A 24,508-nucleotide genomic window follows, 5' to 3' on the forward strand; every position below is an offset into this window, starting at 1 on the left:
CCGAACGCCCCCGAACTTAGTTGGAAGGAAGGGAGGGGGCTTCGGCAAGTTCAGTTCGGCTCGCGCCAGCGCGCCAGATCCTCCGGCCGATTGATATTCGGCAGCACCAGTTCCGGCCGCTCCACCACCCGCGCGCCCACCCGCTCGATCCACCCGAAGATCGACCGATTATTCTCTTCCGCCAGATGCGCGTCCAGTTCGTCCGCGAGCGACGCAGGCCAGAAGCCCGCAAGCTGCTGCCCTTTCAGCACCGCCCCACTGTAACCCACAAGCGCCTCCACCAGCGCCGCCGGATAAACGGGCATGTCGCACCCCGTCGTCAGCACCGCGTCATAGCCCTGATCTCGCGCATGATGCAGCGCCGCGTTCAGCCCCCCCAGCGGCCCCATGTCCGACGCAGGCCGATCCGCCAGCCCCGTCAATCCCTCGACGCTCCGACCGCAAACCACCACCGCCTCCACCTGCGGCGCGATCGCTGCCACGGCATGCTCCATCAACGTGCGCCCGTCCGGCATTAGCGCCATCGCCTTGTCGCTCCCGAACCGGCTCGATCGTCCCCCGGCCAGTATCGCGCCCAGCAATCGCATCGATCCACTCCTTGGCAATAGCCTCACTTTCCCCTATGGCGCGCCGCGTGAACGGGCAACCGTTCGCGAAAGAAGATCGCGCCGGAAAGGGAATGCGGTGCGGACGGGATCACCGTCCAACTCCGCGGCTGTCCCTGCAACTGTAAGCGGCGAGCGCGATGCACAGGGAAACCCGCATGCCTTCAAAGGGGAAGGCGAGGGGGACCAGCCACTGGACCAAAAGTCCGGGAAGGCGTGCATCACCGCGACGACCCGCGAGCCAGGAAACCTACCGGCGCATGGTCGCTCTTGCCTTGGGTCCAGGGATAGGTCCGGGCACGGTGTTTTCCGTCTGAGCGACGAAGCGGCGCAGGGCCGCATCGGTGCGCGTGACGGGGCTGGCGTCTCTTCTTCCCGCGCACCGGCCGCTCATGCGGCAGGCCCTGGGCTCATGTCGCATGGCGCTCAGGGAAGACAGACATATGATCAGGACCGGAATTTCACTGCTGGCGCTCCTCGCCGCCACCCCCGCTCTCGCCGAAGATTCGGGCGAGATCGTCGTCACCGCGCTCGGCATCGAACAGCCTACCGATGAAGTCGGGCAGGCGGTGACCGTGATCGACGAAAAGACGATTGAAACGCGCCAGAATGTCAGCGTCGTGGACCTGCTGATCACCACCCCCGGCATCCGCTTCAACCGCACCGGCAGCCTGGGCAACGTCACCAGCGTGTCGGTGCGTGGCGCCGAAACGACGCAGACGCTGGTGCTGATCGACGGCGTGAAGGTCAACGACCCGAGCGGCATCGGCGATCAATATGATTTCGGCAATTTGCTTGTCGGCAACATCCGCCGGATCGAGGTGCTGCGCGGTTCCAACTCCATTGCCTATGGCAGCCAGGCGATCGGCGGCGTCGTCAACATCATGACCGGTATCCCAAGCGAAGGGTTCGGCGGCAAGGCGTCGGTCGATTATGGCTATGCCGATACGCTGAATGCGAAGGCGGATGTATCGGGCACCAGCGGCATATTGTCGGGCGGCGTGGGCCTCGCCTATTTCCGCACCGATGGCATCTCCGCTGTCTCTTCCGATTTCGGTGGCGCGGAAAAGGATGGCTATGAAAATATCACTGGCAATGCCCGGCTGAAGATCGACTTCACCGATGATCTGAGCCTCGACCTGCGCGGCTATTATATCAACGGCGATCTCGACTATGACAGCTTCTTTGGCACGCCGGCCGACAGCCCCGACGTCGCGAAGTCCAATCAATATATCGGCTATGCGGGCGTGAATTTGGCGCTGTTCGACGGCAAGCTGACCAACCGGGCGGCCGTTACCTGGTATCAGCAGGATCGCGATTATTATTTCGTGCGCGGCAACGCCCCGGACTTCGGCTATTCCGGGACGAACCTGCGCTTCGAATATGAAGGCGTCTATCAGCCCATCGATGACGTGAAGCTGCTGCTCGGCTATGAACATGAGCGGCCCGATTATGAGTTTTTCGGCTTCGGTTCGCAGGAAAGCCACCGCGCCAACATCGACAGCATCTATGCGCTGGCCGTGGTAAAGCCGGTAGCGGGCCTGTCCATGACAGCAGGGGTGCGTCATGACGATCACAGCCAGTTCGGCGGCGCGACGACGTTCGGCGCGAACGCCAACTACACGCCCAATGGTGGCGCGACCAATTTCCGCCTGAGCTACGGGGAGGGCTTCAAGGCGCCGTCGCTCTATCAGCTTTACGATACATTCAGCGGCAATCCGAACCTGAAGCCCGAGCGTTCGAAGAGCTACGACATCGGCTTCGACCAGAATCTGGGGAGCGACCGGGCGGTGCTGTCCGTCACCGGATTCTGGCGCGACACGCGGGACCAGCTGAATTACGACAATACGACCTTCACCTATGGCAATCTGGATCGCACCCGCGCCAAGGGCGTGGAAACGACGCTGACGCTGCGTCCGGTCGATGCACTGACCTTCACCGCCGCCTATAGCTATGTCGATGCGCGTGATCGTTCGCCGGGCAGCGCGGCCTTTGGCGAGCGCCTGCTGCGCCGCGCCGCTAACGCCGTCAGCGCATCGGTCGATTATGCCTGGTTCTTCGGCCTGTCGACCGGGGCAACCGTGACGATGGTCAGCGACAGCGTCGATCTCGACCCCGTGACCCGCAACCGGGTGCAGATTGACGGCTATGCGGTAACGGATATCCGCGCGTCCTTCCCGATCACGGAAAGGCTCGAAATCTATGGTCGCATCGACAATCTGTTCGATCAGGAATACGCCACCGCCTATGGTTATGGCACCTACGGCCGGTCGGCCTATGGCGGCGTGCGTGTCCGCTTCTGACGGTAGAAGGTGAAGGGGGTGGGCGACTGCCCCCCTTCATCGCAGGGGCGCGGCCTTTGGCTGCACCCTGCCTTTTGCGGCGTCCGCCTGCGCCACGATGCTGCGCGCGGCCTGCACATAGGCGGGGCCGCCGCACACGGTCCACGCTTGCGGTACGTGGATGCGGGGGATGGATCGCAGCACCGGGTGGTGCAGCATTTCCGTCCCCTGATCGACGACCTTTTCGCTGCCTTCTTCCACAATCAGATAGTCGGGCCTGGCCGCGATCATCTCCTCCAGCGGCACCTGCGCCAGCGCTGGCTTGCCAAGTTTCGCAGCCAGATTGGTGAGGCCTGCGCGCCGGATCAGTTCATCGACCAAAGTGCCGGTCCCGGTCATATATCCGCGCCGCTGATAATAGGCCGCCACGCCGCCGCGCCGGGACCGGGGCAGGGCGGCAAGGTCGCGCTCCATGCCCGCGATCATCGCCTCGCCCCGCGCGGGATGGCCGACAACGGCCGCCACCTGCCGGATCTGGTCGCGGATGGCGGCAAAACTGTCCGCGCTCGCCAGCCCGAGCTTGCGCCATCGCCCATCCGGCGCGCCGACAACGCCGCCAGCGCCATCGGGAAAGCCGATCACCAAATCGGGACGCAAGGCCAGCACCTCTTCGGCCGGGCGTTTCAGCACTGGAAAGCGCCGCGCCTTGGCTACCGCCGCCGACAGTTCCGGATCATGCCCATAGGGGCTCAAGGCTGCGATCTGCCCCGGATCGGCGAGCGTCAGCACATATTGGTCGGAACAGGTGTTGAGCGACACGATACGCTTGGGCGGCGAGGGCGCAGCGCCGGTCAGGCTGAACGCCAGCAGTGCCGCGATGATCTTTCTGCGCATCAACTCGCCTCCTGGACGTTCAGTGCTCCTGCGAAGGCAGGAGCCCAGTTGAGACCGTCTAGACTGGGCTCCTGCCTTCGCAGGAGCACGGAGGTGACCTGCTCTACCGGGCAGCAGCGGAGAAGCAAGCCATGAGCGCGCGCCGCCACCCGATGCTCCTGCCGCTTTTGTTCGCGCTGACCCTGCTTGCGGCGTTGGGATCGCTGACGCTGGGCGCGGTTGCGCTCTCTCCCGCTCGTATCCTCGCCGTGCTGACTGGTGGCGGTGATGAGGTTGCGCGCGCCATCCTTGTCGACCTGCGCGTCCCGCGCATGCTGCTCGGCCTGATCGTCGGCGCTATGCTCGGCCTCGCCGGGGCGGCGCTTCAAGGTTATCTCCGCAATCCGCTTGCCGAACCTTCAGTCCTCGGCGCGTCGAATGCCGCCGCGCTGGGGGCGGTCTGTGCGCTTTATTTCGGGCTGGCGCAGATTCATCCCGCGATCCTGCCGGTCCTTGCCATCGGCACCAGCCTGATCGCCATAGCCGCGCTGTTCCTGCTGGCGGGGCCTTCGGAAAGCCCGCTGACCCTGATTCTGGCGGGCATCGCCGTTGCGACATTGACGGGGGCGGGGATCAGCCTGTCGCTCAACCTTTCACCCAATCCCTTCGCCGCGATGGAGATCATGAGCTGGCTGATGGGCAGCCTTGAGAATCGCAGCTACGCCCATGTCTGGATCGCGCTGCCCTGCGTCCTCCTCGGCGCCGCGCTGCTGATCGCCGACGGCCGCAGCCTCGATGCACTGACCTTGGGGGAGGAGGGCGCCCAAGCACTGGGCGTGGACCTTTCCAAGGCACGGCTGCGCATGATGCTGGGCGTCGCGATCGGCGTCGGCGGAGCGGTTGCCGTGTCGGGGGCGATCGGCTTTGTCGGCCTTATCGTCCCTCACTTGGTCCGTCCCCTCACGGATCGCTCCCCTTCGGCCATCCTGCTCCCCTCGCTGCTCGGCGGTGCGGCGCTGCTGACGCTGGCGGACATCGGCGTTCGGCTGATCCCCACCAGCAGCGAACTCAAGCTCGGCGTTCTGACCGCATTGCTCGGCGTCCCCGTCTTCCTCGTCCACCTGATGCGGGAGCGGCGGCTATGGTAACCATCCGCACTGAAAACCTGTCCGTCCGCCTTGGCCGCCACGCTGCCGTGACCGACGTCACCACGACGCTGGAGCCGGGGCAACTGGTCGGCATCATCGGCCCCAATGGCGCTGGCAAATCCACGCTGATCCGCGCCCTGCTCGGCCTCATCCGCGCGGAAGGTGGCGAAGTATCGATCGACGGCCTCCCGATCGCCAGCCTCAGCCGAAAGGACATAGCGCGCCGAGTCGCCTATCTACCGCAAGGCCAGACGCTGCACTGGCCGTTGCTTGTCGAACGGTTGGTAGCGCTCGGCCGCATGCCCCATCTCGGCCCACTGTCCCGCCTGTCTCCGCAGGATGAGGCTCTAGTCGATGCCGCGCTAGCCCGCGCCGATGTCCTCCACCTGAAAGGCCGCATCGCGACCGAACTATCAGGCGGCGAGCGCGCCCGCGTCCTCCTCGCCCGCGCGCTGGCAGTAGGCGCGCCAGCCCTGATCGCCGACGAACCCCTCGCCGCGATCGACCCCGGTCATCAACTGGATGTCATGGACCTGCTCAAGGCCGAAGCCCGCACCGGCTCGCTGGTCGTGACGGTGCTGCACGATCTTGGCATGGCCGCCCGTTATTGCGATCGATTGCTGCTGATGGACAATGGCAAGCTTGTAGCCGATGGCAAGCCGCTCGACGTCCTGACGGAACAGAGCCTTGCCCAAGTCTACGGCATCTCCGCCTGCATCGAGCCCGATGGCGAATGGCCGCTGATCCTGCCAACCGGGCGGATCAAAAGCTAACCACCACACTCCGTTCGCCCTGAGCCTGTCGAAGGGCTTCTCTTTTCTTTTAAGAAGGAAAAGGCTTCGACAGGCTCAGCCCGAACGGGGTGAGGTGAGTTATTCTCCAAATGCCTTGGGCGCAGCCGCCACCACCGTATAGGTGCCCGCACCAACCTCCGACACTTCCAGCGCCCGCTCGGCAACCCCGCCACGCCCGAACCGGAACGCGCCATCAATCCCCGAAAAGCCCCCCGAATCGCGCAGCCGCGCCGCCGGGAACACCGTCCCCGGTTTCCAATCCCGCGCAATCCGCACGGTCAGCAGCACCGCGTCATAGCCGAGCGCTGAAAGCCGGAACGGCGCGCTGCCATAACGCGCGCGATATTTGCCCGCCAATTGTCCATAAAGCCCGTCCGACACGCTGGCGAACCACGCGCCCCGCAAAGCCGGAGCGGACGCCAGCCCGCGATCCGTATTCCACAATTCCGTGCCCAGCAGGCGGGCCGTCGCCCCGCCATTCTTCCGCACGATCGGCGCCAGCTGCAACGCCACCCGCCCGCTATCCGCGATCAGCAGCGCGTCATAGCTGGACGACGCCTGCAACTTCTTGACCGCCGCCGTCATCGAAGCAGGCGTCCGGTCGAACGTCTGCATCGACACGACCGTCCCGCCCGCACCCTCGACCGCGCGCAGAAGCGACGTGCCCGACCGCTCACCATACATGCCCTTGGGCACCAGCGCGGCGAACTTCGACAGCCCTTTGCCCTTCGCGAATTCGACGACGCGTTCGATCGACTGGTTGGGGTTATAGCCCATGATGTAGACGCCGGCTCCGGCAACGCTCACATCGTTGGAAAAGCTGATCACCGGCACATTCGCACGCGCCGCGATCGGTCCCACGACCCGCGCATCTTCCGCCAGCAGCGGGCCGAGGATCAGGCGATTGCCCTCCGCCAGCGCCTTGTTCGCCGCCGCAGCCGCGCCCATGCTGGTGTCATAGGTGGTGATGCGCACCTTGTCGGCCTTGGTATCCAACAGCGCCAGCGTGGTCGCATTGGCGATCGACTGTCCCACGCCCGCATTCGGCCCGCTCATCGGCACGAGCAGCGCGACGCGGTGGCGCAGCGTGTCGGTCGGCAGGCCCTGTGTCACATCAGGACCACTGGGAACAGGCTCCGTCGGCCGCACCGGACCCGGCCCACGCGGCACGATCGACTGACAGGCGGCGAGAGCCAAAGCGCTGGCGGCGAACAGGATACGCGCACCGCGCTTCATTGCCGCGAACATGTCCGCTTGCCGGAGGGCATCCGTCTCTGTCATCTGGCGTCCTTATGGAAGATACAACTTCTGGGCTGGAGCCCGGGCTTTACATCGTTGCGGGGCCGATCGGCAACCTCAGAGACCTTAGCCCGCGCGGGGCGGAAGTCCTGCGCCTTGCCGATGTGATCGCCGTGGAAGATACACGGGTGAGCGCACGTTTGCTGCGTCACGCGGGATCGGATCGCCCGATGATCCCCTATCACGACCACAGCGCCGAAGGCGTCCGCGCCCGCCTGATCGAGCGGATGGCGAGCGAATCGGTCGCGCTCCTGTCCGATGCCGGAACGCCGCTCATTTCCGATCCGGGTTACAAGCTCGTCCGCGACGCGCGAGCCGCCGGGCGCAACATCACTACGCTGCCCGGCCCCAGCGCCGCCATCGCCGCGCTAACCCTGTCCGGCCTTCCCACCGACCGCTTCCTCTTCATGGGCTTCCTCCCCGCCAAACAAAAGGCCCGCGCCGACACCCTTGCCGAAGTCGCCGCCCTGCGCGCCACGCTCATCTTCTACGAAAGCGGCCCGCGCCTGTCGGAAAGCCTAGCCGCCATGGCCGAAGGACTTGGAGACCGCGAAGCCGCAGTCTCCCGAGAAATCAGCAAAACGTTCGAGGAAACCCGCACCGGCACGCTGACCGAACTCTCCGCCCGCTACGCCGACGCCCCGCCCAAGGGGGAGATCGTCGTCATCGTCGGCCCGCCCGGCGAAGCCCCCCCAGCCAGCGCCGAAGACGCCGACGCCGCCCTCCTCGAAGCGATGCAGCGCCTTCCCGTCTCCAAGGCTGCGGGAGAGGTTGCGAAGAAACTGGGCCTAGACCGCCGCGCCCTTTACGACCGCGCGCTGGAACTGAAGGGGTGAAGCGCCAACAGGCCGAGAAGCGCGGACGGCAGGCCGAACGCATCGCCGCATGGTGGCTGCGGCTCAAAGGCTGGCAGATCGTCGGCCGCCGCCTGCGCACCCCTGCGGGAGAGGTAGACCTTGTTGCAAGACGTGGCGCAATGCTCGCCTTTGTCGAGGTAAAGGCCCGCGCCACCGCCGCAGACCTCGACCTCGCGATAGACGAACGCCGCCTCTCGCGCGTCGCGTCCGCCGCCGAAATGCTCTTCTATGACCTTGCAAAGCCGGGCGACGACATGCGGATCGACGTGATCCTCCTTGCGCCGGGCCGTCCGCCGCGCCATCTGGCGAATGTCTGGCATGGGGGCTGATCCTTTCATCCCCGGAAAAAGGATTGGACATGACTGAGCTCAACCCCCTCACCGTCGCCGTGCAGATGGACCCGATGGAAGGGATCAACATCGCGGGCGATTCCACCTTCCACATCATGCTGGCGGGGCAGGCGAGGGGGCACCGGCTCTACCATTATCTCGCGCCCGACCTCACCTATCGCGACGGCCGCGTGCTGGCGAAGGCGCGTCCAGTAAAGGTTCAGAAGGTCAAAGGCGATCATTTCGCTTTCGGTGAGCCCGAGATGCTCGACCTCGGCCGCGACGTCGATGTCGTCCTCATGCGGCAGGACCCGCCCTTTGACCTGAGCTACATCACCGCCACCCATTTACTGGAACGGGTGCAGGCCGAAACGCTGGTGGTGAATGATCCCGCCGCCGTCCGCAACGCGCCCGAAAAGCTGTTCGTGCTCGACTATGCCCGCTTCATGCCGCCGACCATGATCACCCGCGACCTTGCGGAAGTCCGGAGCTTCCTCGCCGAACATGGCGAGATCGTGGTCAAGCCGCTCTACGGCAATGCGGGCAACGCGGTCTTCCATGTCGGTCAGTCCGGCGCCAACATCTCCGCGCTCGTGGAACTGTTCAACGCTTCATGGGTCGAACCCTTCATGGTTCAAGCCTTCATCCCCGGCGTCGCTCAGGGCGACAAGCGCATCGTCCTCATCGACGGCGAGATCGCAGGCGCGATCAACCGCATTCCCGGCGCAGGCGAGATCCGCTCCAACCTCGCGGTGGGCGGATCAGCCGCGCGCACCGAACTCACCGACCGGGAGCTGGAAATCTGCGCCGCCATGGGGCCGGAACTCAAACGCCGGGGCCTGCTCTTTGTCGGCATCGACGTGATCGGCGGCGAATGGCTGACGGAAATCAACGTGACGTCCCCGACCGGCATCGTGTCGATCGACGCCTTCAACGGTACGGACACAGGCAGCATGATCTGGGACGCGATCGACGCCCGCCTCGCCGCAAGAGTAGCTGCTTGAGCTACCTTCAACCGTCTAACAAAAACCCCGTCATCCCAGCGACCCGCAGGGCGGCGTCAGCCAACGCTGGGACCTCGTGCCCCAAGCCGTGCCATCAAAGCGATTCCAGCCTCCGTTGGAATGACGAAGTATGACCAACTGGGTCCTCCACCTCATCGACGCAGGCGGCTATTGGGGCATTTTCGCCTTGATGGTCATCGAAAATGTCTTCCCTCCGATCCCGTCCGAACTCATCATGGGCATTGGCGGCATCCGCGTCGGCCAAGGCCGCATGGCGATGGAGTGGCTGCTCGTCGCGGGCACGCTGGGCACCACGGTCGGCAATTATTTCTGGTATCTGGTCGGCCATATATTGGGCTTCGCACGACTCAAGCCGCTGGTGGACCGCTATGGTCGTTGGGCTACGCTGGAATGGCGGGACGTTGAGGCGCTCGATCATATATTCGGCAAATATGGCCAGATCGTCGTGTTCGTGTTCCGCTTCCTCCCCGCCTTCCGCACCATGATCTCGCTCCCCGCCGGGCTGTTCCGCATGGGGCATGGAAAATTCCTCGCCTGGACGGCGGGCGGCGCGCTGATCTGGAACATCATCCTGGCCTATGCAGGCTACATTCTCGGCCAGAATTTCCGCGACATCGACAAATATGTGGGGCCTGCGGCGACGGCGTGCGTGGTCGGGGCAATTGCGCTCTACCTCTGGCGCTTGGCAACCTGGAAGCCGAGGGGCTGAATGGGCTGTTCCCCCTCCCGCAGGCGGGAGGGGGCTAGGGGGTGGGCTGGCGCAACGTTGGATTGAGTCTTGTAACGGCGAGGTCGAAGCTCGCTACGCTCGCGCCCACCACTAACCCTTCAAACGAGTCACGCGCCTCGTTTGAACGTTTACGGGAGGGGAACAGCGTCCCTCCGCCCAACTCAAGCCCGAGGATGCGCATTCCGATAAACATCCAGCAAATGCGCCGCATCCACCTGCGTATAAATCTGCGTCGATGACAGGCTGGCATGCCCCAGCAATTCCTGTAAAGACCGCAAATCCGCCCCGCGCCCCAGCAAATGCGTCGCAAAGCTGTGCCGCAAAGCATGTGGCGTCGTCCGATCCGACAGCCCCAGCCTTCCCCGCGCACCCTGCACCGCGCGCCGGATCAAAGCCGCCGACAGCGGACCACCCCGCGCCCCCCGAAACAGCGCCTCATCCCGCTCCACAGGATAAGGGCAAACCGCCACATAAGCCTCGATCGCCGCCCGCACCTGCGGCAACAGCGGCACTTGTCGGCTCTTCCCGCGCTTGCCCGTCACCCGCAGCGTATCGCCCAGCGGCAGCACGTCGCCCATCAGCCCCATCGCCTCGCCGATCCGCAATCCGGCGCCATAGAGCAGCAGCAGCACCGCCCAGTCCCGCGCGCCGATCCATCCCTCCCGCGCGGTCTCCGCAATCTCTCCCGCCAGCGCCACCGCCTCGTCCGGCGAGATTGGCCGGGGCAACCCCCGCTTCACCTTCGGCCCTTTCAGCAGCGGCACCCGCGCATCCTCGCCGCCGGTGAATTTCAGGAATCCCCGCACCGCCGACAATTCCCGCGCCGCCGATCCATTGCCGATCCCGTCCATCCGCCGCGCCGTCAGGAACGCCCGCAGGTCAGCCTGATCCACCCGCGCCAGGCCCGCCGCCGTCACAGCTTCCCCGCGATGCTCCGTCAGGAACGCGATCAACCGCTCCGCCGTCGCCATATAGGCGCGCACCGTGTGCGTGGATCGCCGCCGGTCCAGTGCCAGATGCTGCCGCCATGCCTCCACAAGATCCCTGCTCGCGCTCATGGCGCCAAGTCTAGGCGATGGCGTCCCCAAACGGAATCCCCCGATCAACCGGCCCTTGAAAATCCCGCCCAGATGGGCACATGAGGCGCATGGCAACCGCACCTGACATGGCCGACATGCCCACGGGCACGCTGCTGCAAATCTCGCCGCGCATTGGCCGCGTTCTGGCGCCCAATCCATCGCCCTTCACCTATACGGGCACACAGACCTATCTGGTCGGGTCAGAGGACGTGGCGGTGATCGATCCCGGCCCCGCCGATCCCGATCATCTGGCCGCGCTGCTCGCCGCGATCGCAGACCGCCCCGTGCGCGCAATCCTGTGCACCCACACCCATCGCGACCACAGCCCTGCCGCCGCGCCGCTTTCTGCACAGACCGGCGCGCCCATCATCGGCTGCGCGCCGCTGGTGCTGGACGATGACGGCCCGCGCGCCGACGCCGCCTTCGATCCTTCCTATACGCCCGACCGCATCCTCGCCGACGGCGAACAGGTGACGGGCGAGGACTGGACGCTCGAAGCCGTCGCCACGCCCGGCCACACCTCGAACCATCTCTGCTTCGCTTTGGTGGAGGAACACGCCCTCTTTACCGGTGATCATGTCATGGGCTGGTCCACCAGCGTCATCTCGCCCCCGGACGGGGACATGGCCGACTATATGCGCTCGATGCAGCGGCTGCTCGATCGGCATGATGCCATCTATTATCCCGCCCACGGCGATCCGGTGCCCAATCCGCGCCGTCTGGTGCGTGGCATGATGGGGCATCGCAAGCAGCGGGAAGGGCAGATCATGCGCTTCCTTCAGCGCCACGGCGCGTCCGAAATCCCGGCGATGGTGGCGCAAATGTATAAAGGCGTCGATCCGCGCCTTCATCCCGCCGCCGGGCGTTCGGTCCTTGCTCACCTTATCGACCTGAACGGGCGTGGCGTGGCGGAGGTCGCAGGGGATGGCCGCTGGCAATTGCGCTAGGGGAAACAGTTACTGGCCAACCGCCGCGCCGCCCGCTAGGGGCGCGGTCAAAGGCCCGTGAGGAGTAGGGACATGAACGCCATCACCGGAATCCCGCAGGGGACCGACCTGCGCGCAGAGATCGACCGGCTGCGCAAGGAACGCAACGCCGTCATCCTCGGCCATTATTATCAAAAGCCGGAAATTCAGGACCTGTCCGATTTCGTCGGCGACAGCCTCGAACTGTCCCGGAAGGCAGCGGAAACGGACGCCGACGTCATCGCCTTCTGCGGCGTGCGCTTCATGGCCGAGACCGCCAAGATATTGAGCCCCGAAAAGATCGTCGTCCTGCCCGACATGGACGCCGGTTGCAGCCTAGAGGACAGCTGCCCGCCCGCCCAGTTCAAGGCATTCCGTGAGGCGCATCCTGACCATATCGCCTTGAGCTACATCAACTGCTCTGCCGAGGTGAAGGCGCTGTCCGACATCATCGTCACCAGCTCGTCCGCCGAAACGATCCTCAGCCAAATCCCGCGCGACCAGAAGATCATCTTCGGCCCCGACAAGCATCTGGGCGGTTACCTGAAGCGCAAGTTCAACCGCGACATGCTCCTGTGGCCGGGCGTCTGCATCGTCCACGAAGCGTTCAGCGAAACCGAACTGCTCAAGCTCAAGGCCCAGCATCCCGACGCCCCAATCGCCGCGCATCCCGAATGCCCGCCCTATATCGTCGATCATGCCGATTATGTGGGGTCCACCAGCGGCATCCTGCAATATGCCAAGACGATGACCGGCGACACGCTGATCGTCGCCACCGAACCGCACATCATCCACCAGATGCGCAAGTCGGTGCCTAACAAGAATTTCATCGGCGCACCCGGCGCGGACGGCAACTGCAACTGCAACGTGTGCCCCTATATGGCGCTCAACACGATGGAAAAGCTGTACCTCGCGCTCCGCGACCTCCAGCCCCGCATCGAAATGGAAGAAGGCCTCCGCCTCGCTGCAAAGAAGAGCCTCGACCGCATGCTGGAACTCGCCAGCGGCACGGTAGGCAAGGGCGATGTGGGCAGTCGCTGAACGATCAACACACCTATCGCCGTTCGGGCTGAGCTTGTCGAAGCCCCTTCCTTCTTGAAGTAGAGCCCTTCGACAGGCTCAGGGCGAACGGGGGTAAAAGTTTCATCTGGACCCCAAAGGGATACCCATGACCTTCACCTTGCCCGGCTTCGACCTAGACGCCTTCATCGCCTCAACTCTCGCCGAAGACCTCGGCCCTGACGGTCGCGATGTCACCAGCGAAGCGGTCATCCCCGCCGATGCGACCTTCGAAGGCGTGATGGACAGCCGCGACGCGGTGACGCTCGCTGGCCTCCCCATCGCCGCCGCCTTCTTCCGCGCCCTCGACCCTGACGTGAAGATCGAGCTGCTCCGCCAAGACGGCGACCGCGTCGCGCCAGGCACTGACATCATGCGCATCCGCGGCAAGGCCCGCGCCATGCTGACCGCCGAGCGCTCCGCCCTCAACACCGTCCAGCACCTCACCGGCATCGCCACCATGACCCGCGCCTATGTCGACGCGATCATGGGCACCGGCGCGACCCTGCTCGACACGCGCAAGACCATCCCCGGCCTCCGCGTCCTCGAAAAATATGCGACGCGGCAGGGCGGGGCGACCAATCACCGCATGGGCCTGTGGGACGCGGCGATGATCAAGGACAATCATGTCGCGGTCGCAGGCTCCGTCGACGAAGCCGTCCGCCGCGCCGCCGCCGCCGGGATCGAGCGCATCATCGTAGAGGTCGACCGCATCGACCAGATCGAACCCGCGCTCGCCGCAGGAGCCACCCACTTGCTGCTCGACAATATGGACGCGCCCACCCTGCGTGGCGCCGTAACCCTCGTCGGCGGCCGCGTGCCGACCGAAGCCTCAGGCGGCGTCACGCTCCAGACCATCCGTGCCAAGGCGGAAACCGGCGTCACCTACATCAGCGTCGGCCGCCTCACCCAATCCGCCCCCGCCGCCGACATCGGCCTGGACTTCGCTTTCGCGTAAAGCCTCTTAACCCTCGATCGTCACCGTCGAGGGATGATGCTTATCCAAATGCTTGCGGATAATCCGCAAATTCTTCGTGTTGGACTTGAACAAAAAGTCGAACACATCGCCCGCAAAGGGGATCGCGCCCACGACCGTGTCGAACCCCACATTGGCCGCCATCCGAGTCAGCTGCCATTTCGACATGCCCAGATTGCGCGCCTCCCACACGATCCAGGCGCCCATGGCCGCAGTCGCCAAATCACCCACCACCGGGATCAGCCCGACCAGGCTGTCCAGCCCCACGCGCCGATTGGTGCCGGGAATGACGAACAATCCTTCCAGCATCGCCTCCATCGCCTCGATCCGCCGCCGCACCGAAGCGGGGTCGCGGCCAAAGCCCGGCAGGTCACGCACCACGCGGTCAAACTGGTCTTGCGATAACGCCATGCTGTTCCTCCTGCCCCTTAATTGGTGGCGCGGAACAGATGGTTCAATGGATGCCGCGCCCGTGGCGAGGGCATGAAGCCGGTCAGCCGCCGCGACACCAGCGACCAGCGCACCGGCGCGCCCAAGGCGATATAGCCGTTATGCGCCTGCATCAGCGCCTCGGCCTGCGCCACCCGCGCCATGCGCTCGGCCGCGCTGCCTGCCATGCTCGCGGCCCGCAACTGTGCATCGGCCTCCACCGAGCAATGCACCTTGCGCGCGCATCCGGCGCGGCCGAGATACCAGAGCACGCTGTCATAGGCGGCGACTTCATCGATCAATCGCAGGTCGGCATCATCCTTCATGCCCACCCGCTCGACGCCCAACCCGATCATCGCCAGGTCATGGCGGACCAGCGCGAACAGGCTCGTCGCGCCCGGCCCTTGCGGCAAAGCCACTCGCAGCACCGGAGCATCGCCATTGTCGCTGCGCCACCGCGTGATGACCGCACTGGCCGCCGATCGCCGGTCCCCCAACGGCATCGCTGTCCAATCCGGCGCAGTCGGGGGCCGAGGCAGATCAAGCTGCGTAGGCACGATCTTGTCGGTAATGGCCCACCCGCCCAGCGGAAACAGGATGGGCAACTGGCTGCGATCGATCGCCATGTTGATCGCCCGCCGCACGCCGTCATCGTCCAGCAGCTTGCCCTTGCCGGTCACGGCAAATCCCAACAGCCCCTGCACCGGGTCGATCCGCACCGCATCGCGATCAACCCCGGCTGGCACCAGCAGCGGCAGGTCGGCGAACCGTCCGCCCAGCACCGCCGCCGCCTTGCCCTCACGAAAACGAATGATCGCCAGCGCGGCTCTGTCCGCGCGCAATATGCGTGTTTCCCACGCCGCCGCCTTCGCCTCCTCCCCATCGTCGTCTCTGGGTGCCTTGTCGACCGGCGTCAGCGTCAACGCCTTGCCCCATGCCTCGCGCCGGTAAGGCCCGGTGCCGCCCTGCCGCGACAACAGCGCCATTTGCGGTTGCGCCAGCATCTGCAACAAATAGGGGCGGGGCTGGGACAGGCGGATCTCGATCACCTCGCCGGTCATCGGCACGACCGCCTCCACCGCGTCCAGCGGCCCGTCCGGGTCCAGCCGCCGCAACGTCTCGATCCGCGCCATCAACAGCTGCGCGACAGTCTTCGCCGTCACCTTCGTCCCATCGGCCCATAGCGCGCGCCGCAGGCGAAAGATGTAGCTGCGCCCATCCTCCTCGACGATCCAGCGCTGGGCGAGCGCGGGCAATATCTCGCCTCCCGCGTCAAAGGCGACCAGCCCCTGCGCCGTCGCCTCCAGGATCAGCTTGGCACCCGGATTGGGCAGGTTTTCGATTGGTTTGGCGAAGTCAGCGGGTGATCCGATCACGCTCACCACCACCGGCCCGCTCGCCTCCTGCGAACAGCCCGCGATCATCGCGGCCGCGCCCAGCAGGACAGCCATCGATCGAAGCAGGGGAGCAGCCACGGTCATGCGTATGACAGGCTTAGGGTTTATCAAGCTCAAGTTGAAGCTTTTAGAGCGTGATCGTCTTACATGGAAGCATCGGTACTAAGGTTGATTTTCCGTCGCCCCGGGCTTGACCCGGGGTCCCGCTGCCTCAGCAGCGTCGGAAAAGAAGCGGGACCCCGGATCAAGTCCGGGGTGACGATTACTCAAACATGGCCATGCTTTAAAATCGGGCCTCCGCCAGATCGTTTTAGGGCCGATCGACCTTCAGGAGATGGCGAGCCGAAAATGGTGGTTTTCCGTGACCCTTGAAGCGAGTCACGCGCCTCGCTTCAACGCAGCGTACTCAAAGTACGTGAGCACCGGAAGCGCGGAGAACGCCATTTGCAGGCCGCCAGAACTGAATGTCGATCGGCCCTAGCAGGGCGAGCGAGGGGCAGGGCGATCGCACCTGTCCCGGAACAGGATTTCATTAACCACGACTCCACATTGGCCGCCCTTTTCCAACCGTCTATGTCTTTAGTTATGCGTATCCTTTCGACGATCCTGCTCGTTTCCGCCGCCGCTGGCGCGGCTGCCCTGGCACAGGGGATGCCGACGCCTTTCACCGTGGCGGAAAGCGGGCGCGGCTACACCTCGCTCAAGGATGCGGTGGCGGCGATCGGCAATGGCAAGGGCACGGTCCTGATCGCGCCCGGCACCTATGCGCAATGCGCGGTTCAACAGGGCGGGGACGTTGCCTTCCGCGCCCAGACGTCGGGCAGCGTCATCCTCGACGGCATGCCGTGCGAGGGCAAGGCGGCATTGGTGCTGCGCGGTCGGTCAAGCAGCGTGGATGGCATCGTGTTCCAAAATCTGCGCGTGCCAGATGGCAATGGCGCGGGCATCCGGCTGGAAAGCGGCAACCTCACCGTCACCAACAGCCTCTTCCGCAACAGCGAGGAAGGGATTTTGAGCGGCGACTCGCCGGGCAACAGCGTCACGATCGACAAATCCACCTTCCGCCATCTTGGCCGGTGCGACCGCGATCTGGATTGCGCCCATGGCATCTATATCGGTCGATATGGCAAACTTACCGTCACGCGGTCGCGATTCGATCAGGGTGATGGCGGCCATTATCTTAAAACCCGCACGCCCCGCGTCACCATCACCGGCAACAGCTTCGACGACAGCCATGGCCGCCTCACCAACTATATGATCGACCTGTCCAACGGGGCGAGCGGTGAGATCAGCGGCAATGAAATGGTGCAGGGCCGGGACAAGGATAATTACAGCGCCTTCATCACCGTCGCTCCGGAAGGGCGCGAACATGACAGCAACGGCCTGTCGATCGCTGGCAACAGCGCGTCTTTCGTGCCCGGCCTGCAACGCAGCAGCAGCTTCGTCGCCAACTTCACAAGCGACGCGGTGAAGATCGGCGCGAATCGCCTCGGCACCGGCATCAAGGTCAGCGATCGCCGCTAAAGGCCCGGCTTGCGCCTTCGGTTGCGTCGCCCGATAATGCTGTCATGCGCAGCACCTATGATTCCGCCACCGTCCGCCTTTATCATCTGAGCGACAGCGACGAAGGCGGCGCTGCGACCACCCTCTTTTACGGCCCGTTAAGCGAAGCCGTGCATATAGCGCAGCAACAGCCTCAGGAAATCCAGGACGGGCTGTTCATCGCGACCGACAATGATGTGGTTGCCTGGCTGGATTTGCAGGAGGACTGAACGCAGTCCTTCTGGATTAGGAGGGCTTGTGCAGAAGTTGGAAGGCTTTTTCGAGGTCGATTATGACCGCGATCGCAAGCTGCTACATATCACCACTTACGGCTTCTGGAATCTGGATGCGGTCGATCAGTTCGGCCGCGCGCTCGAGGAAGAAGTCCGCGCGGCGGATCCGTCGTGCGACGTTCTGGTCAATACCTGCCGCACGGAAATCCATACCCCCGAAGTCAGCGAAGCGCTCGGTCGCCTCTCCTACACGCACAAGGATTCGGATACCGGCCGCATCGCCGTAGTCTCGCCTTCGGTGCTCCTGCGCATGCAGACGAGACGGCTGCAAAATATGAACACAACCTACGGCTATTTCGAAACCGAGCAGGAGGCTCTCGACTGGCTCGCGACTCCTGCTGATTCGTCGGCGCCGCAGACGCGCGCCGCTGGCTGAAGCGACCGGGATCGCTCGTGCGGCGGTTGCGGCGCTGCTCAACCGTCGGCAAAGCCGAAAGGCGCGTAGCCCCGCCGATAGTCCTCCGGCAGCATTTCACGCCCGATGGGCGGCGCGGATCGCGCCATGCACTGGCTCCGGTGGCACAGGCGGCATGTCAGTCCGATCGGCGTCGGCTCGGACGCCCCAAGTCCCTGCGTATAGATCAGCCGATGGGCATGTTCGGCCGCGCAGGCGAGCGCGATCGCCCGCTCCACACGCGGCGCGCCCCAGCCGCCGCCGCCCGCCGTCACCCTCCGCGCGATCGAGAAAAACCGTTGTCCGTCGGGCAGTTCCAGCCATTGCGTCACCACCTCTCCGGGCCGCTCGAACACATGATGGATCGACCAGAGCGGGCATGATCCGCCATGCCGCGCAAAGGGAAAGCCCGCGCCGTCCAGCCGCTTGCTGATATTGCCCGCCCGGTCGACGCGCAGGAAAAAGAAGGGCACGCGTTCGTGCCCCGGCTTTTGTAGCGTGGTCAGCCGGTGCGCCGTCTGTTCAAAGCTCGTTCCGAACTGCCGGGCTAACGCTTCGACATCATAGCGCCGCGCCTCCACCGCCTTGGCGAAGGCCGCATAGGGCATCAATATGGCGGCGGCGCCATAATTGGCGAGGCCTTGGCGGGCCAGCTGGCGTCCGCTCGCGCTGGAAAACTGTCCGTCCTTCAGCAGGGACTCCATGTCCGTGCGCATCTCCAGATAGGCGATCTGTATCGCCAGTTGAAAGGCGGTGCTCGCGCCGTCCAGCGCATCGTCGATCAGCACCGCGTCGCGATGCCGGTCCAGCCGCCGCATCGATCCTGCCATGACATCGGGCGGCAGGCGTCGGACGCGCAGGCCATGCTTGCTTTTCAGCCATGCCGCCGTGCCGCCCGCCTGTTCGATCTGCGCGGCGATCCTTTCCCCCGCATCGTCCAGCGGCGGGAAACTGTTGCGCCGCGCGCCCACGAACCGGCGTGCATCGGCCGCCGGGTCCGGCGCTTCATCGGGCGCGTCGGCGCGATCGCTGCTCCGATCCGCGAGCGCCATCTGCTCCTCGCGATAGGCGGTATGCAGCCGCAATAACGCTTCGCTGAACCCCGGATAGTTGATCGCAACATCTTGCATCGCCAGCGCGGGCAGGTCGATGTCGGCGAACATCGGGTCCTTCAACGCTGCCTGCAACCGCGCCGTCTGCTCCGCGCCGCCGTCGCCTGCCAGCTCGCTCATGTCCATCCGGTATGTGCGCGCCAGCCGCAGCAGCATGTCCGCCGTCAACGGCCGCTGGTTCCGCTCCAGCAGCGCGACATAGGAAGCGGAGATTTCAAGGTCCGCCGCCATATCGGACTGCGTCAACCCCAGCTCCCGCCGCAACCGCCGCAAGCGCGGCCCCATATAGACGGGACGATCCTTGGCCATGTTCGCTTGCGCTCCTGTGCAGACATTACAACTATACAGAGAAAGTTTGTAAAGATCGACAATTGAACCTCACAGCCCCTCCCGCCGCAGGTCATCCTCCCTCAAAAGGTTTTTAATTCGCCAATTCATTCAGGGGATTCCCATGACTTACGCCCAACAAATCACCCGCGCCTCCTCCCTGCTGGGCGAAGAGCCCAACTGGAATGGCATCGCCGCCGATTCGGTCGCCAGAATGCGTCTCCAGAACCGTTTCCCCACCGGCCTCGACATCGCCCGCTACACCGCCGCGATCATGCGCCGCGACATGACCGCCTATGATGCCGACCCCGCGAACTACACCCAGTCGCTGGGTTGCTGGCACGGCTTCATTGGCCAGCAGAAGATGATCAGCATCAAAAAGCATTTCGGCACGACCAAGGGCAAATATCTCTACCTCTCCGGCTGGATGATCGCGGCGCTGCGTTCCGAATTCGGCCCGCTCCCGGATCAGTCGATGCACGAAAAGACCAGCGTCCCCGCGCTGATCGAGGAACTCTACACCTTCCTGCGTCAGGCCGACGCCCGCGAACTCGGCATGCTGTTCCGCGACCTCGACAAGGCGCGCGAGACGGGCAATGAAGTTGAGGTCCATCGCCTCACCAACGCGATTGACAATCACGAAACCCACATCGTCCCGATCATCGCCGACATCGACGCAGGCTTCGGCAATGCCGAGGCAACCTATCTGCTCGCCAAGAAGATGATTGAGGCGGGCGCCTGCGCGCTCCAGATCGAAAATCAGGTTTCCGATGAGAAGCAGTGCGGCCATCAGGACGGCAAGGTCACCGTTCCGCACGAGGACTTCCTCGCGAAGATCCGCGCCTGCCGTTATGCCTTCCTCGAACTCGGCATCGATGACGGCATTATCGTCGCGCGTACCGATTCGCTCGGCGCCGGTCTCACCAAGCAGATCGCCTTCAGCCGCGAGCCGGGAGACCTTGGCGACCAGTATAACAGCTTCCTCGATGTCGAAGAGGTCGCCGATCCATCGACCCTGCGCGGCGATGTCGTCATCGCCCGCGACGGCAAGCTGCTGCGTCCCAAGCGCCTGGCGTCCAACCTTTTCCAGTTCCGCCCCGGCACGGGCGAGGACCGGGTCGTCCTGGACTGCATCACCTCGCTTCAGAACGGCGCCGACCTGCTGTGGATCGAAACCGAAAAGCCCCATGTCGAACAGATTGCGGGCATGGTCGACCGCGTCCGCGAGGTCATTCCGAACGCCAAGCTGGTTTACAATAACTCGCCGAGCTTCAACTGGACGCTGAACTTCCGCCAACAGGTGTTCGACAACTGGCAGGCCGAGGGCAGGAACGTTTCCGCCTATGACCGCGCCCGCCTGATGAGCGCGGACTATGACGCCACCGACCTTGGCCGCGAGGCTGACGAGAAGATCCGCACCTTCCAGAAGGACGCCGCAGCGCGGGCGGGCATCTTCCATCACCTCATCACCCTGCCGACCTATCACACGGCTGCGCTGTCGACCGACAATCTGGCGCGGGAATATTTCGGGGACGCCGGGATGCTCGGCTATGTTGAGGGCGTCCAGCGCCGCGAAATCCGCGAGGGCATCGCCTGCGTGAAGCACCAGAATATGGCGGGCAGCGACATCGGTGATGATCACAAGGAATATTTCGCCGGTGAGGCAGCACTGAAGGCTGGCGGCAGCCACAATACGATGAACCAGTTCGCAGCTTGAAGAACCAAGGAAAGGAGGACGAAATGACTGAACCCACGAGGTCCCGCGCGGTTTTCTCGACCGAGGATTTTTCGCTGCTCAGGACGGCGGTGGCCGATTATCTGCAGAAGGTGAAAGACACGCCGGAATCGGTGAAGTTCGCCAACCTGTATCACCGGCTCGGTCGCCTGCGCTAATCGCCCGCTGTCGATGAGAGAAAGCCTGCCTCCGGTGATCCCGGCGGCAGGCTTTTCTAATCACCGTCAAGCCCGCTTTGTGCTTTCGCCCGAACGGCTGGACGCTTATCCTGCAGGTGTCAGACCCGACGGGAGAGCCCCCATGCCCTACACGCTCATTACCGCGAACCGGAATTATTCCAGCTGGTCACTGCGTCCCTGGGTGCTGATGAAGGCGCTCGGCATTCCCTTCGCGGATCGACTTGAGCCCTTTGTGCAGAGCATAAATTACTCTGCCTTCCGCAACTTTTCACCAACCGGGCAGGTGCCGGCCTTGATCGATGGCGATCGGACGGTGTGGGATTCCCTCGGCATCACCCTCTATCTTGCCGATCGCCACCCTGCCGTATGGCCACAGGAGGAATCCGCCCGCGCCTTCGCCCAAAGCGCCGTTGCGGAAATGCACAGCGGCTTTGCGACCCTGCGCAACGAATGCCCCATGAATGTCGGCGTGCGAGTCGAACGCGACCTGCCCTCGCCACAGCTGAACCGCGACATAGCGCGGCTTTCGGAATTGTGGGGGGAGGGGCTGAAGCGCTTCGGCGGTCCCTTCCTCGCCGGGCCAGCCTTCACCGCGATCGACGCCTTCTACGCGCCCGTCGCATTCCGGGTACGGACCTATGACCTGAACGTCGGGCCAGTGGCGCACGGATGGGTCGATCACATGCTGGCCCACCCCGCAATGCGGGAATGGGAGGCCGCTGCTCTCGCCGAAACCTGGCGGGAGGAAAGCCATGAGGCGGATGTGGGCGCCGCTGGCCGCATCATAGAAGATTACCGCGCGTCCTGACCTGCCCCTTGCAAGCCTGCTATCGGCGTAGACAGCAAATATTGGTCCCATGCCCCCTTTCGCCGCGCCCGCTCTGGGTCTAGGGGGAAAGGGTTATGGTCAAGCCCCGCACGCTGTACGAGAAGATTTGGGACGCGCATGTCGTTGAACGCCGTCCCGATGGAACCTGCCTCATCTATATCGACCGCCACCTCGTACATGAGGTGACGAGTCCCCAGGCCTTCGAGGGTCTAAGGATAGCGGGCCGCCCGGTGCGCCGCCCCGATCTGACGCTCGCTGTTCCGGATCACAATCTGCCCACGACGCCCCGCCGCGATGCGCAGGGCAACCGCATCCCCATCGCCGATCCAGAAAGCGCGCAGCAGCTTGCCGCGCTGGAAAGAAATGCGCCGGAGTTCGGCGTTCGCCTGATCGGCGATGCGGATCTTGAACAGGGGATTGTTCACGTAGTGGGGCCGGAGCAGGGCTTCACCCTGCCGGGCACGACGCTGGTCTGTGGCGACAGCCACACCAGCTCGCACGGGGCGCTAGGCGCGCTGGCCTTCGGCATCGGCACGTCGGAGGTCGAGCATGTGCTCGCCACGCAGACGCTGCTTCTGAAGCAGTCGAAGACCATGGAAGTTGTTGTCGAAGGCGAACTGGGCTTCGGCGTCACGCCCAAGGATGTGGCGCTGGCCATCTGCGGCCGTATCGGCACGGCGGGCGGCACCGGCTATGTCATGGAATATCGCGGCTCTGTCTTCCGCGACATGTCGATCGAGGGTCGCCTGACCGTCGCCAACATGTCGATCGAGGCGGGCGCGCGTTCGGGCCTGTTCGCACCGGATGACAAGACCGTCGCCTATCTGAAGGGCCGCCCCATGGCGCCCAAGGGTGCCGATTGGGATGCCGCCGTCGCTTATTGGAAGACGCTGGCGACCGATGAAGGCGCGCAGTTCGACAAGACGATCGTGATCGAGGCCGCCGACATCGTGCCCAACGTCACCTGGGGCACCAGCCCCGAGGACGTCGTGCCCGTGACCGGCGTCGTTCCCGATCCGGAAAGCTTCGCCGACGCGTCCAAGCGCGCCGCCGCGCAGAAGTCCCTCGACTATATGGGCCTCACCGCCGGACAGCGGATGGAGGACGTGGTCGTCGAACATATCTTCATCGGCAGCTGCACCAACAGCCGCATAGAAGATTTGCGCGCCGCCGCCGCCCTGCTGAAGGACAAGCATATCGCCAGCGGCATCAAGCAGGCGCTGGTCGTTCCCGGATCGGGTCTGGTGAAGCAGCAAGCCGAAGCCGAAGGGCTCGACCGCATCTTCACCGATGCCGGGTTCGAATGGCGCGAACCCGGTTGCTCTGCGTGTCTGGGCATGAATCCGGACAAGGTGCCTGCCGGAGAGCGCTGCGCTTCCACCAGCAACCGCAACTTCATGGGCCGCCAAGGCCCCGGTTCGCGCACCCATCTCGTATCCCCCGCCATGGCAGCCGCTGCCGCCATCACCGGACATCTGACCGACGTGCGAGAATTGCTGAACGAAAAACAGGGAGAGGTGGTCGCATGAAGAAGGTATTCTGGGTGCTGGCGCTCGGCGCGCTGGCCAGTGCCGCCATGGCGGCGACCCTCGGGCGTGCGGAAGACAGCCGCCGCCTGGAGACCAAGCGGGCGCATTGATGGACAAGCTGAATATCGTTGAGGGCAAGGCCTATCCGTTCGGGATGAAGAATGTCGATACCGACATCGTCATTCCGGCGCATTGGCTGAAGACCATTTCGCGCTCGGGCCTTGGCAAGGGCGCGTTCGAAGTGCTGCGCAAGGAACCGGGCAACGTCTTTGACGATCCGGAATATGCTGGCAGCCCGATCCTGATCGCGGGCGACAATTTCGGCTGCGGGTCCAGCCGCGAACATGCCGCCTGGGCGCTTGCCGACCTTGGCATCAAGGTGGTGATCGCGCCGAGCTTCTCGGACATTTTCTCCGGCAACGCGTTCAAGAACGGCATCCTTACTGTGGTTCTGCCGCAGGAAGCGATCGACCGCCTGATGGAGGTCGCGAAGACCGATCCCATCCATGTCGATCTGGAACATCAGACGGTCACGACGCAGTTTCAGGATCGATTCCAGTTTGAAATCGATCCCTTCCGCAAGCATTGCCTGCTTGGCGGGCTGGACGAGATCGGGTTGACGCTGGGGCAGGCTGACACGATCAGCCAGTTCGAGGCGAAGGACGCCGGGCTGCGGCCCTGGCTTGTTCCTGCCGTTGCGTAACCGTCCCGATCTTCCTAT

Annotated in this window: 25 protein-coding genes and 1 riboswitch; of the genes, 18 read left to right on the forward strand and 7 right to left on the reverse strand. The window is 64.4% G+C overall.

Annotated features, from left to right (window positions below; all coding sequences use genetic code 11):
- Positions 1–50: 50 nt before the first annotated feature.
- Positions 51–587, reverse strand: a complete 537-nt coding sequence (mobA, locus tag ACWNC0_RS09135; RefSeq protein ID WP_449471115.1) for a molybdenum cofactor guanylyltransferase — start codon at positions 585–587, stop codon at positions 51–53.
- Between the two features lie 42 nt (positions 588–629).
- Positions 630–877: riboswitch (cobalamin riboswitch) on the forward strand.
- 171 nt (positions 878–1,048) lie between these two features.
- Between mobA and ACWNC0_RS09140 the strand changes: the two genes are divergently transcribed.
- Positions 1,049–2,908 carry a TonB-dependent receptor plug domain-containing protein gene (locus ACWNC0_RS09140; RefSeq protein ID WP_449471116.1) on the forward strand — a complete coding sequence of 620 codons (1,860 nt, stop codon included), beginning with the start codon at positions 1,049–1,051 and terminating at the stop codon, positions 2,906–2,908.
- Positions 2,909–2,944: 36 nt separating this feature from the next.
- Here the strand turns inward: ACWNC0_RS09140 and ACWNC0_RS09145 are convergent, their stop codons facing one another.
- Entirely contained in the window at positions 2,945–3,781 is an 837-nt protein-coding gene (locus tag ACWNC0_RS09145; RefSeq protein ID WP_449471118.1) for an ABC transporter substrate-binding protein, read from the reverse strand.
- A gap of 131 nt (positions 3,782–3,912) precedes the next feature.
- On the opposite strand from ACWNC0_RS09145, the gene ACWNC0_RS09150 reads away from it, so the two are divergent.
- Both ACWNC0_RS09150 and ACWNC0_RS09155 read left to right on the forward strand, forming a co-directional pair.
- On the forward strand, positions 3,913–4,908 hold the full coding sequence (locus tag ACWNC0_RS09150; protein ID WP_449471119.1) for a FecCD family ABC transporter permease: 996 nt from the start codon (positions 3,913–3,915) through the stop codon (positions 4,906–4,908).
- On the forward strand, positions 4,902–5,681 hold the full coding sequence (locus ACWNC0_RS09155) for an ABC transporter ATP-binding protein (RefSeq protein ID WP_449471120.1): 780 nt from the start codon (positions 4,902–4,904) through the stop codon (positions 5,679–5,681). Before ACWNC0_RS09150 ends, ACWNC0_RS09155 begins: the two co-directional genes overlap by 7 nt.
- Positions 5,682–5,780: 99 nt before the next feature.
- Here the strand turns inward: ACWNC0_RS09155 and ACWNC0_RS09160 are convergent, their stop codons facing one another.
- Entirely contained in the window at positions 5,781–6,983 is a 1,203-nt protein-coding gene (locus tag ACWNC0_RS09160; RefSeq protein WP_449471122.1) for a penicillin-binding protein activator, read from the reverse strand.
- Between the two features lie 11 nt (positions 6,984–6,994).
- Between ACWNC0_RS09160 and rsmI the strand changes: the two genes are divergently transcribed.
- From rsmI to ACWNC0_RS09180, 4 genes are all read left to right on the forward strand, one after another.
- On the forward strand, positions 6,995–7,837 hold the full coding sequence (rsmI, locus tag ACWNC0_RS09165) for a 16S rRNA (cytidine(1402)-2'-O)-methyltransferase (protein ID WP_449471123.1): 843 nt from the start codon (positions 6,995–6,997) through the stop codon (positions 7,835–7,837).
- A complete protein-coding gene (locus tag ACWNC0_RS09170; RefSeq protein WP_449471124.1) occupies positions 7,834–8,187 on the forward strand; it encodes a YraN family protein in 354 nt (117 codons plus the stop codon). Before rsmI ends, ACWNC0_RS09170 begins: the two co-directional genes overlap by 4 nt.
- A gap of 29 nt (positions 8,188–8,216) precedes the next feature.
- On the forward strand, positions 8,217–9,191 hold the full coding sequence (gene gshB, locus ACWNC0_RS09175; protein WP_449471126.1) for a glutathione synthase: 975 nt from the start codon (positions 8,217–8,219) through the stop codon (positions 9,189–9,191).
- Positions 9,192–9,321: 130 nt separating this feature from the next.
- On the forward strand, positions 9,322–9,921 hold the full coding sequence (locus ACWNC0_RS09180; RefSeq protein ID WP_449471128.1) for a DedA family protein: 600 nt from the start codon (positions 9,322–9,324) through the stop codon (positions 9,919–9,921).
- A 182-nt stretch (positions 9,922–10,103) separates the two neighbouring features.
- On the opposite strand, the gene ACWNC0_RS09185 is transcribed toward ACWNC0_RS09180, so the two are convergent.
- A complete protein-coding gene (locus tag ACWNC0_RS09185; RefSeq protein WP_449471129.1) occupies positions 10,104–11,000 on the reverse strand; it encodes a tyrosine recombinase XerC in 897 nt (298 codons plus the stop codon).
- Positions 11,001–11,089: 89 nt separating this feature from the next.
- Between ACWNC0_RS09185 and ACWNC0_RS09190 the strand changes: the two genes are divergently transcribed.
- The 3 genes from ACWNC0_RS09190 (at position 11,090) to nadC (ending at position 14,003) form a co-directional block, all read left to right on the forward strand.
- The gene (locus tag ACWNC0_RS09190; RefSeq protein WP_449471130.1) at positions 11,090–11,968 is read left to right on the forward strand and encodes an MBL fold metallo-hydrolase; all 879 of its coding nucleotides are present in this window, start codon (positions 11,090–11,092) and stop codon (positions 11,966–11,968) included.
- Positions 11,969–12,040: 72 nt separating this feature from the next.
- The gene (nadA, locus tag ACWNC0_RS09195; protein WP_449471132.1) at positions 12,041–13,027 is read left to right on the forward strand and encodes a quinolinate synthase NadA; all 987 of its coding nucleotides are present in this window, start codon (positions 12,041–12,043) and stop codon (positions 13,025–13,027) included.
- A gap of 127 nt (positions 13,028–13,154) precedes the next feature.
- Entirely contained in the window at positions 13,155–14,003 is an 849-nt protein-coding gene (nadC, locus tag ACWNC0_RS09200; protein ID WP_449471134.1) for a carboxylating nicotinate-nucleotide diphosphorylase, read from the forward strand.
- 6 nt (positions 14,004–14,009) lie between these two features.
- Here the strand turns inward: nadC and ACWNC0_RS09205 are convergent, their stop codons facing one another.
- Together ACWNC0_RS09205 and ACWNC0_RS09210 are read right to left on the reverse strand one after the other, a co-directional pair.
- Positions 14,010–14,432: a DUF4112 domain-containing protein gene (locus tag ACWNC0_RS09205; RefSeq protein ID WP_449471135.1), complete on the reverse strand. Its 423-nt coding sequence runs from the start codon at positions 14,430–14,432 to the stop codon at positions 14,010–14,012.
- A 17-nt stretch (positions 14,433–14,449) separates the two neighbouring features.
- On the reverse strand, positions 14,450–15,931 hold the full coding sequence (locus ACWNC0_RS09210) for an ABC transporter substrate-binding protein (RefSeq protein ID WP_449471137.1): 1,482 nt from the start codon (positions 15,929–15,931) through the stop codon (positions 14,450–14,452).
- A gap of 501 nt (positions 15,932–16,432) precedes the next feature.
- Between ACWNC0_RS09210 and ACWNC0_RS09215 the strand changes: the two genes are divergently transcribed.
- Genes ACWNC0_RS09215 through ACWNC0_RS09225 form a run of 3 tightly spaced genes read left to right on the forward strand, consistent with a single transcriptional unit; the run spans position 16,433 to position 18,058 of the window.
- Positions 16,433–17,371 carry a right-handed parallel beta-helix repeat-containing protein gene (locus ACWNC0_RS09215; RefSeq protein ID WP_449471138.1) on the forward strand — a complete coding sequence of 313 codons (939 nt, stop codon included), beginning with the start codon at positions 16,433–16,435 and terminating at the stop codon, positions 17,369–17,371.
- A 44-nt stretch (positions 17,372–17,415) separates the two neighbouring features.
- Positions 17,416–17,619, forward strand: coding sequence for a hypothetical protein (locus tag ACWNC0_RS09220; RefSeq protein WP_449471139.1), 204 nt, complete (start codon positions 17,416–17,418; stop codon positions 17,617–17,619).
- A 28-nt stretch (positions 17,620–17,647) separates the two neighbouring features.
- Complete coding sequence (locus ACWNC0_RS09225) at positions 17,648–18,058, forward strand: STAS/SEC14 domain-containing protein (protein WP_449471140.1); 411 nt, start codon at positions 17,648–17,650, stop codon at positions 18,056–18,058.
- 38 nt (positions 18,059–18,096) lie between these two features.
- Here the strand turns inward: ACWNC0_RS09225 and ACWNC0_RS09230 are convergent, their stop codons facing one another.
- Complete coding sequence (locus tag ACWNC0_RS09230) at positions 18,097–19,497, reverse strand: helix-turn-helix domain-containing protein (RefSeq protein ID WP_449471141.1); 1,401 nt, start codon at positions 19,495–19,497, stop codon at positions 18,097–18,099.
- 142 nt (positions 19,498–19,639) lie between these two features.
- Here ACWNC0_RS09230 and ACWNC0_RS09235 point away from each other — a divergent pair, with 142 nt between their 5' ends.
- From ACWNC0_RS09235 to leuD, 5 genes are all read left to right on the forward strand, one after another.
- A complete protein-coding gene (locus tag ACWNC0_RS09235; RefSeq protein WP_449471142.1) occupies positions 19,640–21,232 on the forward strand; it encodes an isocitrate lyase in 1,593 nt (530 codons plus the stop codon).
- Between the two features lie 23 nt (positions 21,233–21,255).
- A complete protein-coding gene (locus ACWNC0_RS09240; protein WP_449471143.1) occupies positions 21,256–21,408 on the forward strand; it encodes a hypothetical protein in 153 nt (50 codons plus the stop codon).
- 142 nt (positions 21,409–21,550) lie between these two features.
- Positions 21,551–22,237, forward strand: coding sequence for a glutathione S-transferase family protein (locus tag ACWNC0_RS09245; protein WP_449471145.1), 687 nt, complete (start codon positions 21,551–21,553; stop codon positions 22,235–22,237).
- Between the two features lie 95 nt (positions 22,238–22,332).
- Complete coding sequence (gene leuC, locus ACWNC0_RS09250) at positions 22,333–23,787, forward strand: 3-isopropylmalate dehydratase large subunit (protein WP_449471146.1); 1,455 nt, start codon at positions 22,333–22,335, stop codon at positions 23,785–23,787.
- Between the two features lie 109 nt (positions 23,788–23,896).
- Positions 23,897–24,490: a 3-isopropylmalate dehydratase small subunit gene (gene leuD, locus ACWNC0_RS09255; RefSeq protein WP_449471147.1), complete on the forward strand. Its 594-nt coding sequence runs from the start codon at positions 23,897–23,899 to the stop codon at positions 24,488–24,490.
- Positions 24,491–24,508: the final 18 nt, after the last annotated feature.

Source organism: Sphingobium chungangianum, assembly GCF_977014255.1.

Coding starts and splice junctions, on each gene's coding strand:
- ACWNC0_RS09160 (WP_449471122.1), bottom strand. CDS start 6,983: ATGACAGAGACGGATGCCCTCCGGCAAGCGGACATGTTCGCGGCAATG.
- ACWNC0_RS09220 (WP_449471139.1), top strand. CDS start 17,416: ATGCGCAGCACCTATGATTCCGCCACCGTCCGCCTTTATCATCTGAGC.
- ACWNC0_RS09185 (WP_449471129.1), bottom strand. CDS start 11,000: ATGAGCGCGAGCAGGGATCTTGTGGAGGCATGGCGGCAGCATCTGGCA.
- mobA (WP_449471115.1), bottom strand. CDS start 587: ATGCGATTGCTGGGCGCGATACTGGCCGGGGGACGATCGAGCCGGTTC.
- ACWNC0_RS09155 (WP_449471120.1), top strand. CDS start 4,902: ATGGTAACCATCCGCACTGAAAACCTGTCCGTCCGCCTTGGCCGCCAC.
- ACWNC0_RS09235 (WP_449471142.1), top strand. CDS start 19,640: ATGACTTACGCCCAACAAATCACCCGCGCCTCCTCCCTGCTGGGCGAA.
- ACWNC0_RS09140 (WP_449471116.1), top strand. CDS start 1,049: ATGATCAGGACCGGAATTTCACTGCTGGCGCTCCTCGCCGCCACCCCC.
- ACWNC0_RS09245 (WP_449471145.1), top strand. CDS start 21,551: ATGCCCTACACGCTCATTACCGCGAACCGGAATTATTCCAGCTGGTCA.
- ACWNC0_RS09240 (WP_449471143.1), top strand. CDS start 21,256: ATGACTGAACCCACGAGGTCCCGCGCGGTTTTCTCGACCGAGGATTTT.
- leuD (WP_449471147.1), top strand. CDS start 23,897: ATGGACAAGCTGAATATCGTTGAGGGCAAGGCCTATCCGTTCGGGATG.
- leuC (WP_449471146.1), top strand. CDS start 22,333: ATGGTCAAGCCCCGCACGCTGTACGAGAAGATTTGGGACGCGCATGTC.
- ACWNC0_RS09215 (WP_449471138.1), top strand. CDS start 16,433: ATGCGTATCCTTTCGACGATCCTGCTCGTTTCCGCCGCCGCTGGCGCG.
- ACWNC0_RS09205 (WP_449471135.1), bottom strand. CDS start 14,432: ATGGCGTTATCGCAAGACCAGTTTGACCGCGTGGTGCGTGACCTGCCG.
- ACWNC0_RS09210 (WP_449471137.1), bottom strand. CDS start 15,931: ATGACCGTGGCTGCTCCCCTGCTTCGATCGATGGCTGTCCTGCTGGGC.
- ACWNC0_RS09230 (WP_449471141.1), bottom strand. CDS start 19,497: ATGGCCAAGGATCGTCCCGTCTATATGGGGCCGCGCTTGCGGCGGTTG.
- rsmI (WP_449471123.1), top strand. CDS start 6,995: ATGGAAGATACAACTTCTGGGCTGGAGCCCGGGCTTTACATCGTTGCG.
- ACWNC0_RS09180 (WP_449471128.1), top strand. CDS start 9,322: ATGACCAACTGGGTCCTCCACCTCATCGACGCAGGCGGCTATTGGGGC.
- ACWNC0_RS09145 (WP_449471118.1), bottom strand. CDS start 3,781: ATGCGCAGAAAGATCATCGCGGCACTGCTGGCGTTCAGCCTGACCGGC.
- nadA (WP_449471132.1), top strand. CDS start 12,041: ATGAACGCCATCACCGGAATCCCGCAGGGGACCGACCTGCGCGCAGAG.
- ACWNC0_RS09150 (WP_449471119.1), top strand. CDS start 3,913: ATGAGCGCGCGCCGCCACCCGATGCTCCTGCCGCTTTTGTTCGCGCTG.
- nadC (WP_449471134.1), top strand. CDS start 13,155: ATGACCTTCACCTTGCCCGGCTTCGACCTAGACGCCTTCATCGCCTCA.
- gshB (WP_449471126.1), top strand. CDS start 8,217: ATGACTGAGCTCAACCCCCTCACCGTCGCCGTGCAGATGGACCCGATG.
- ACWNC0_RS09190 (WP_449471130.1), top strand. CDS start 11,090: ATGGCAACCGCACCTGACATGGCCGACATGCCCACGGGCACGCTGCTG.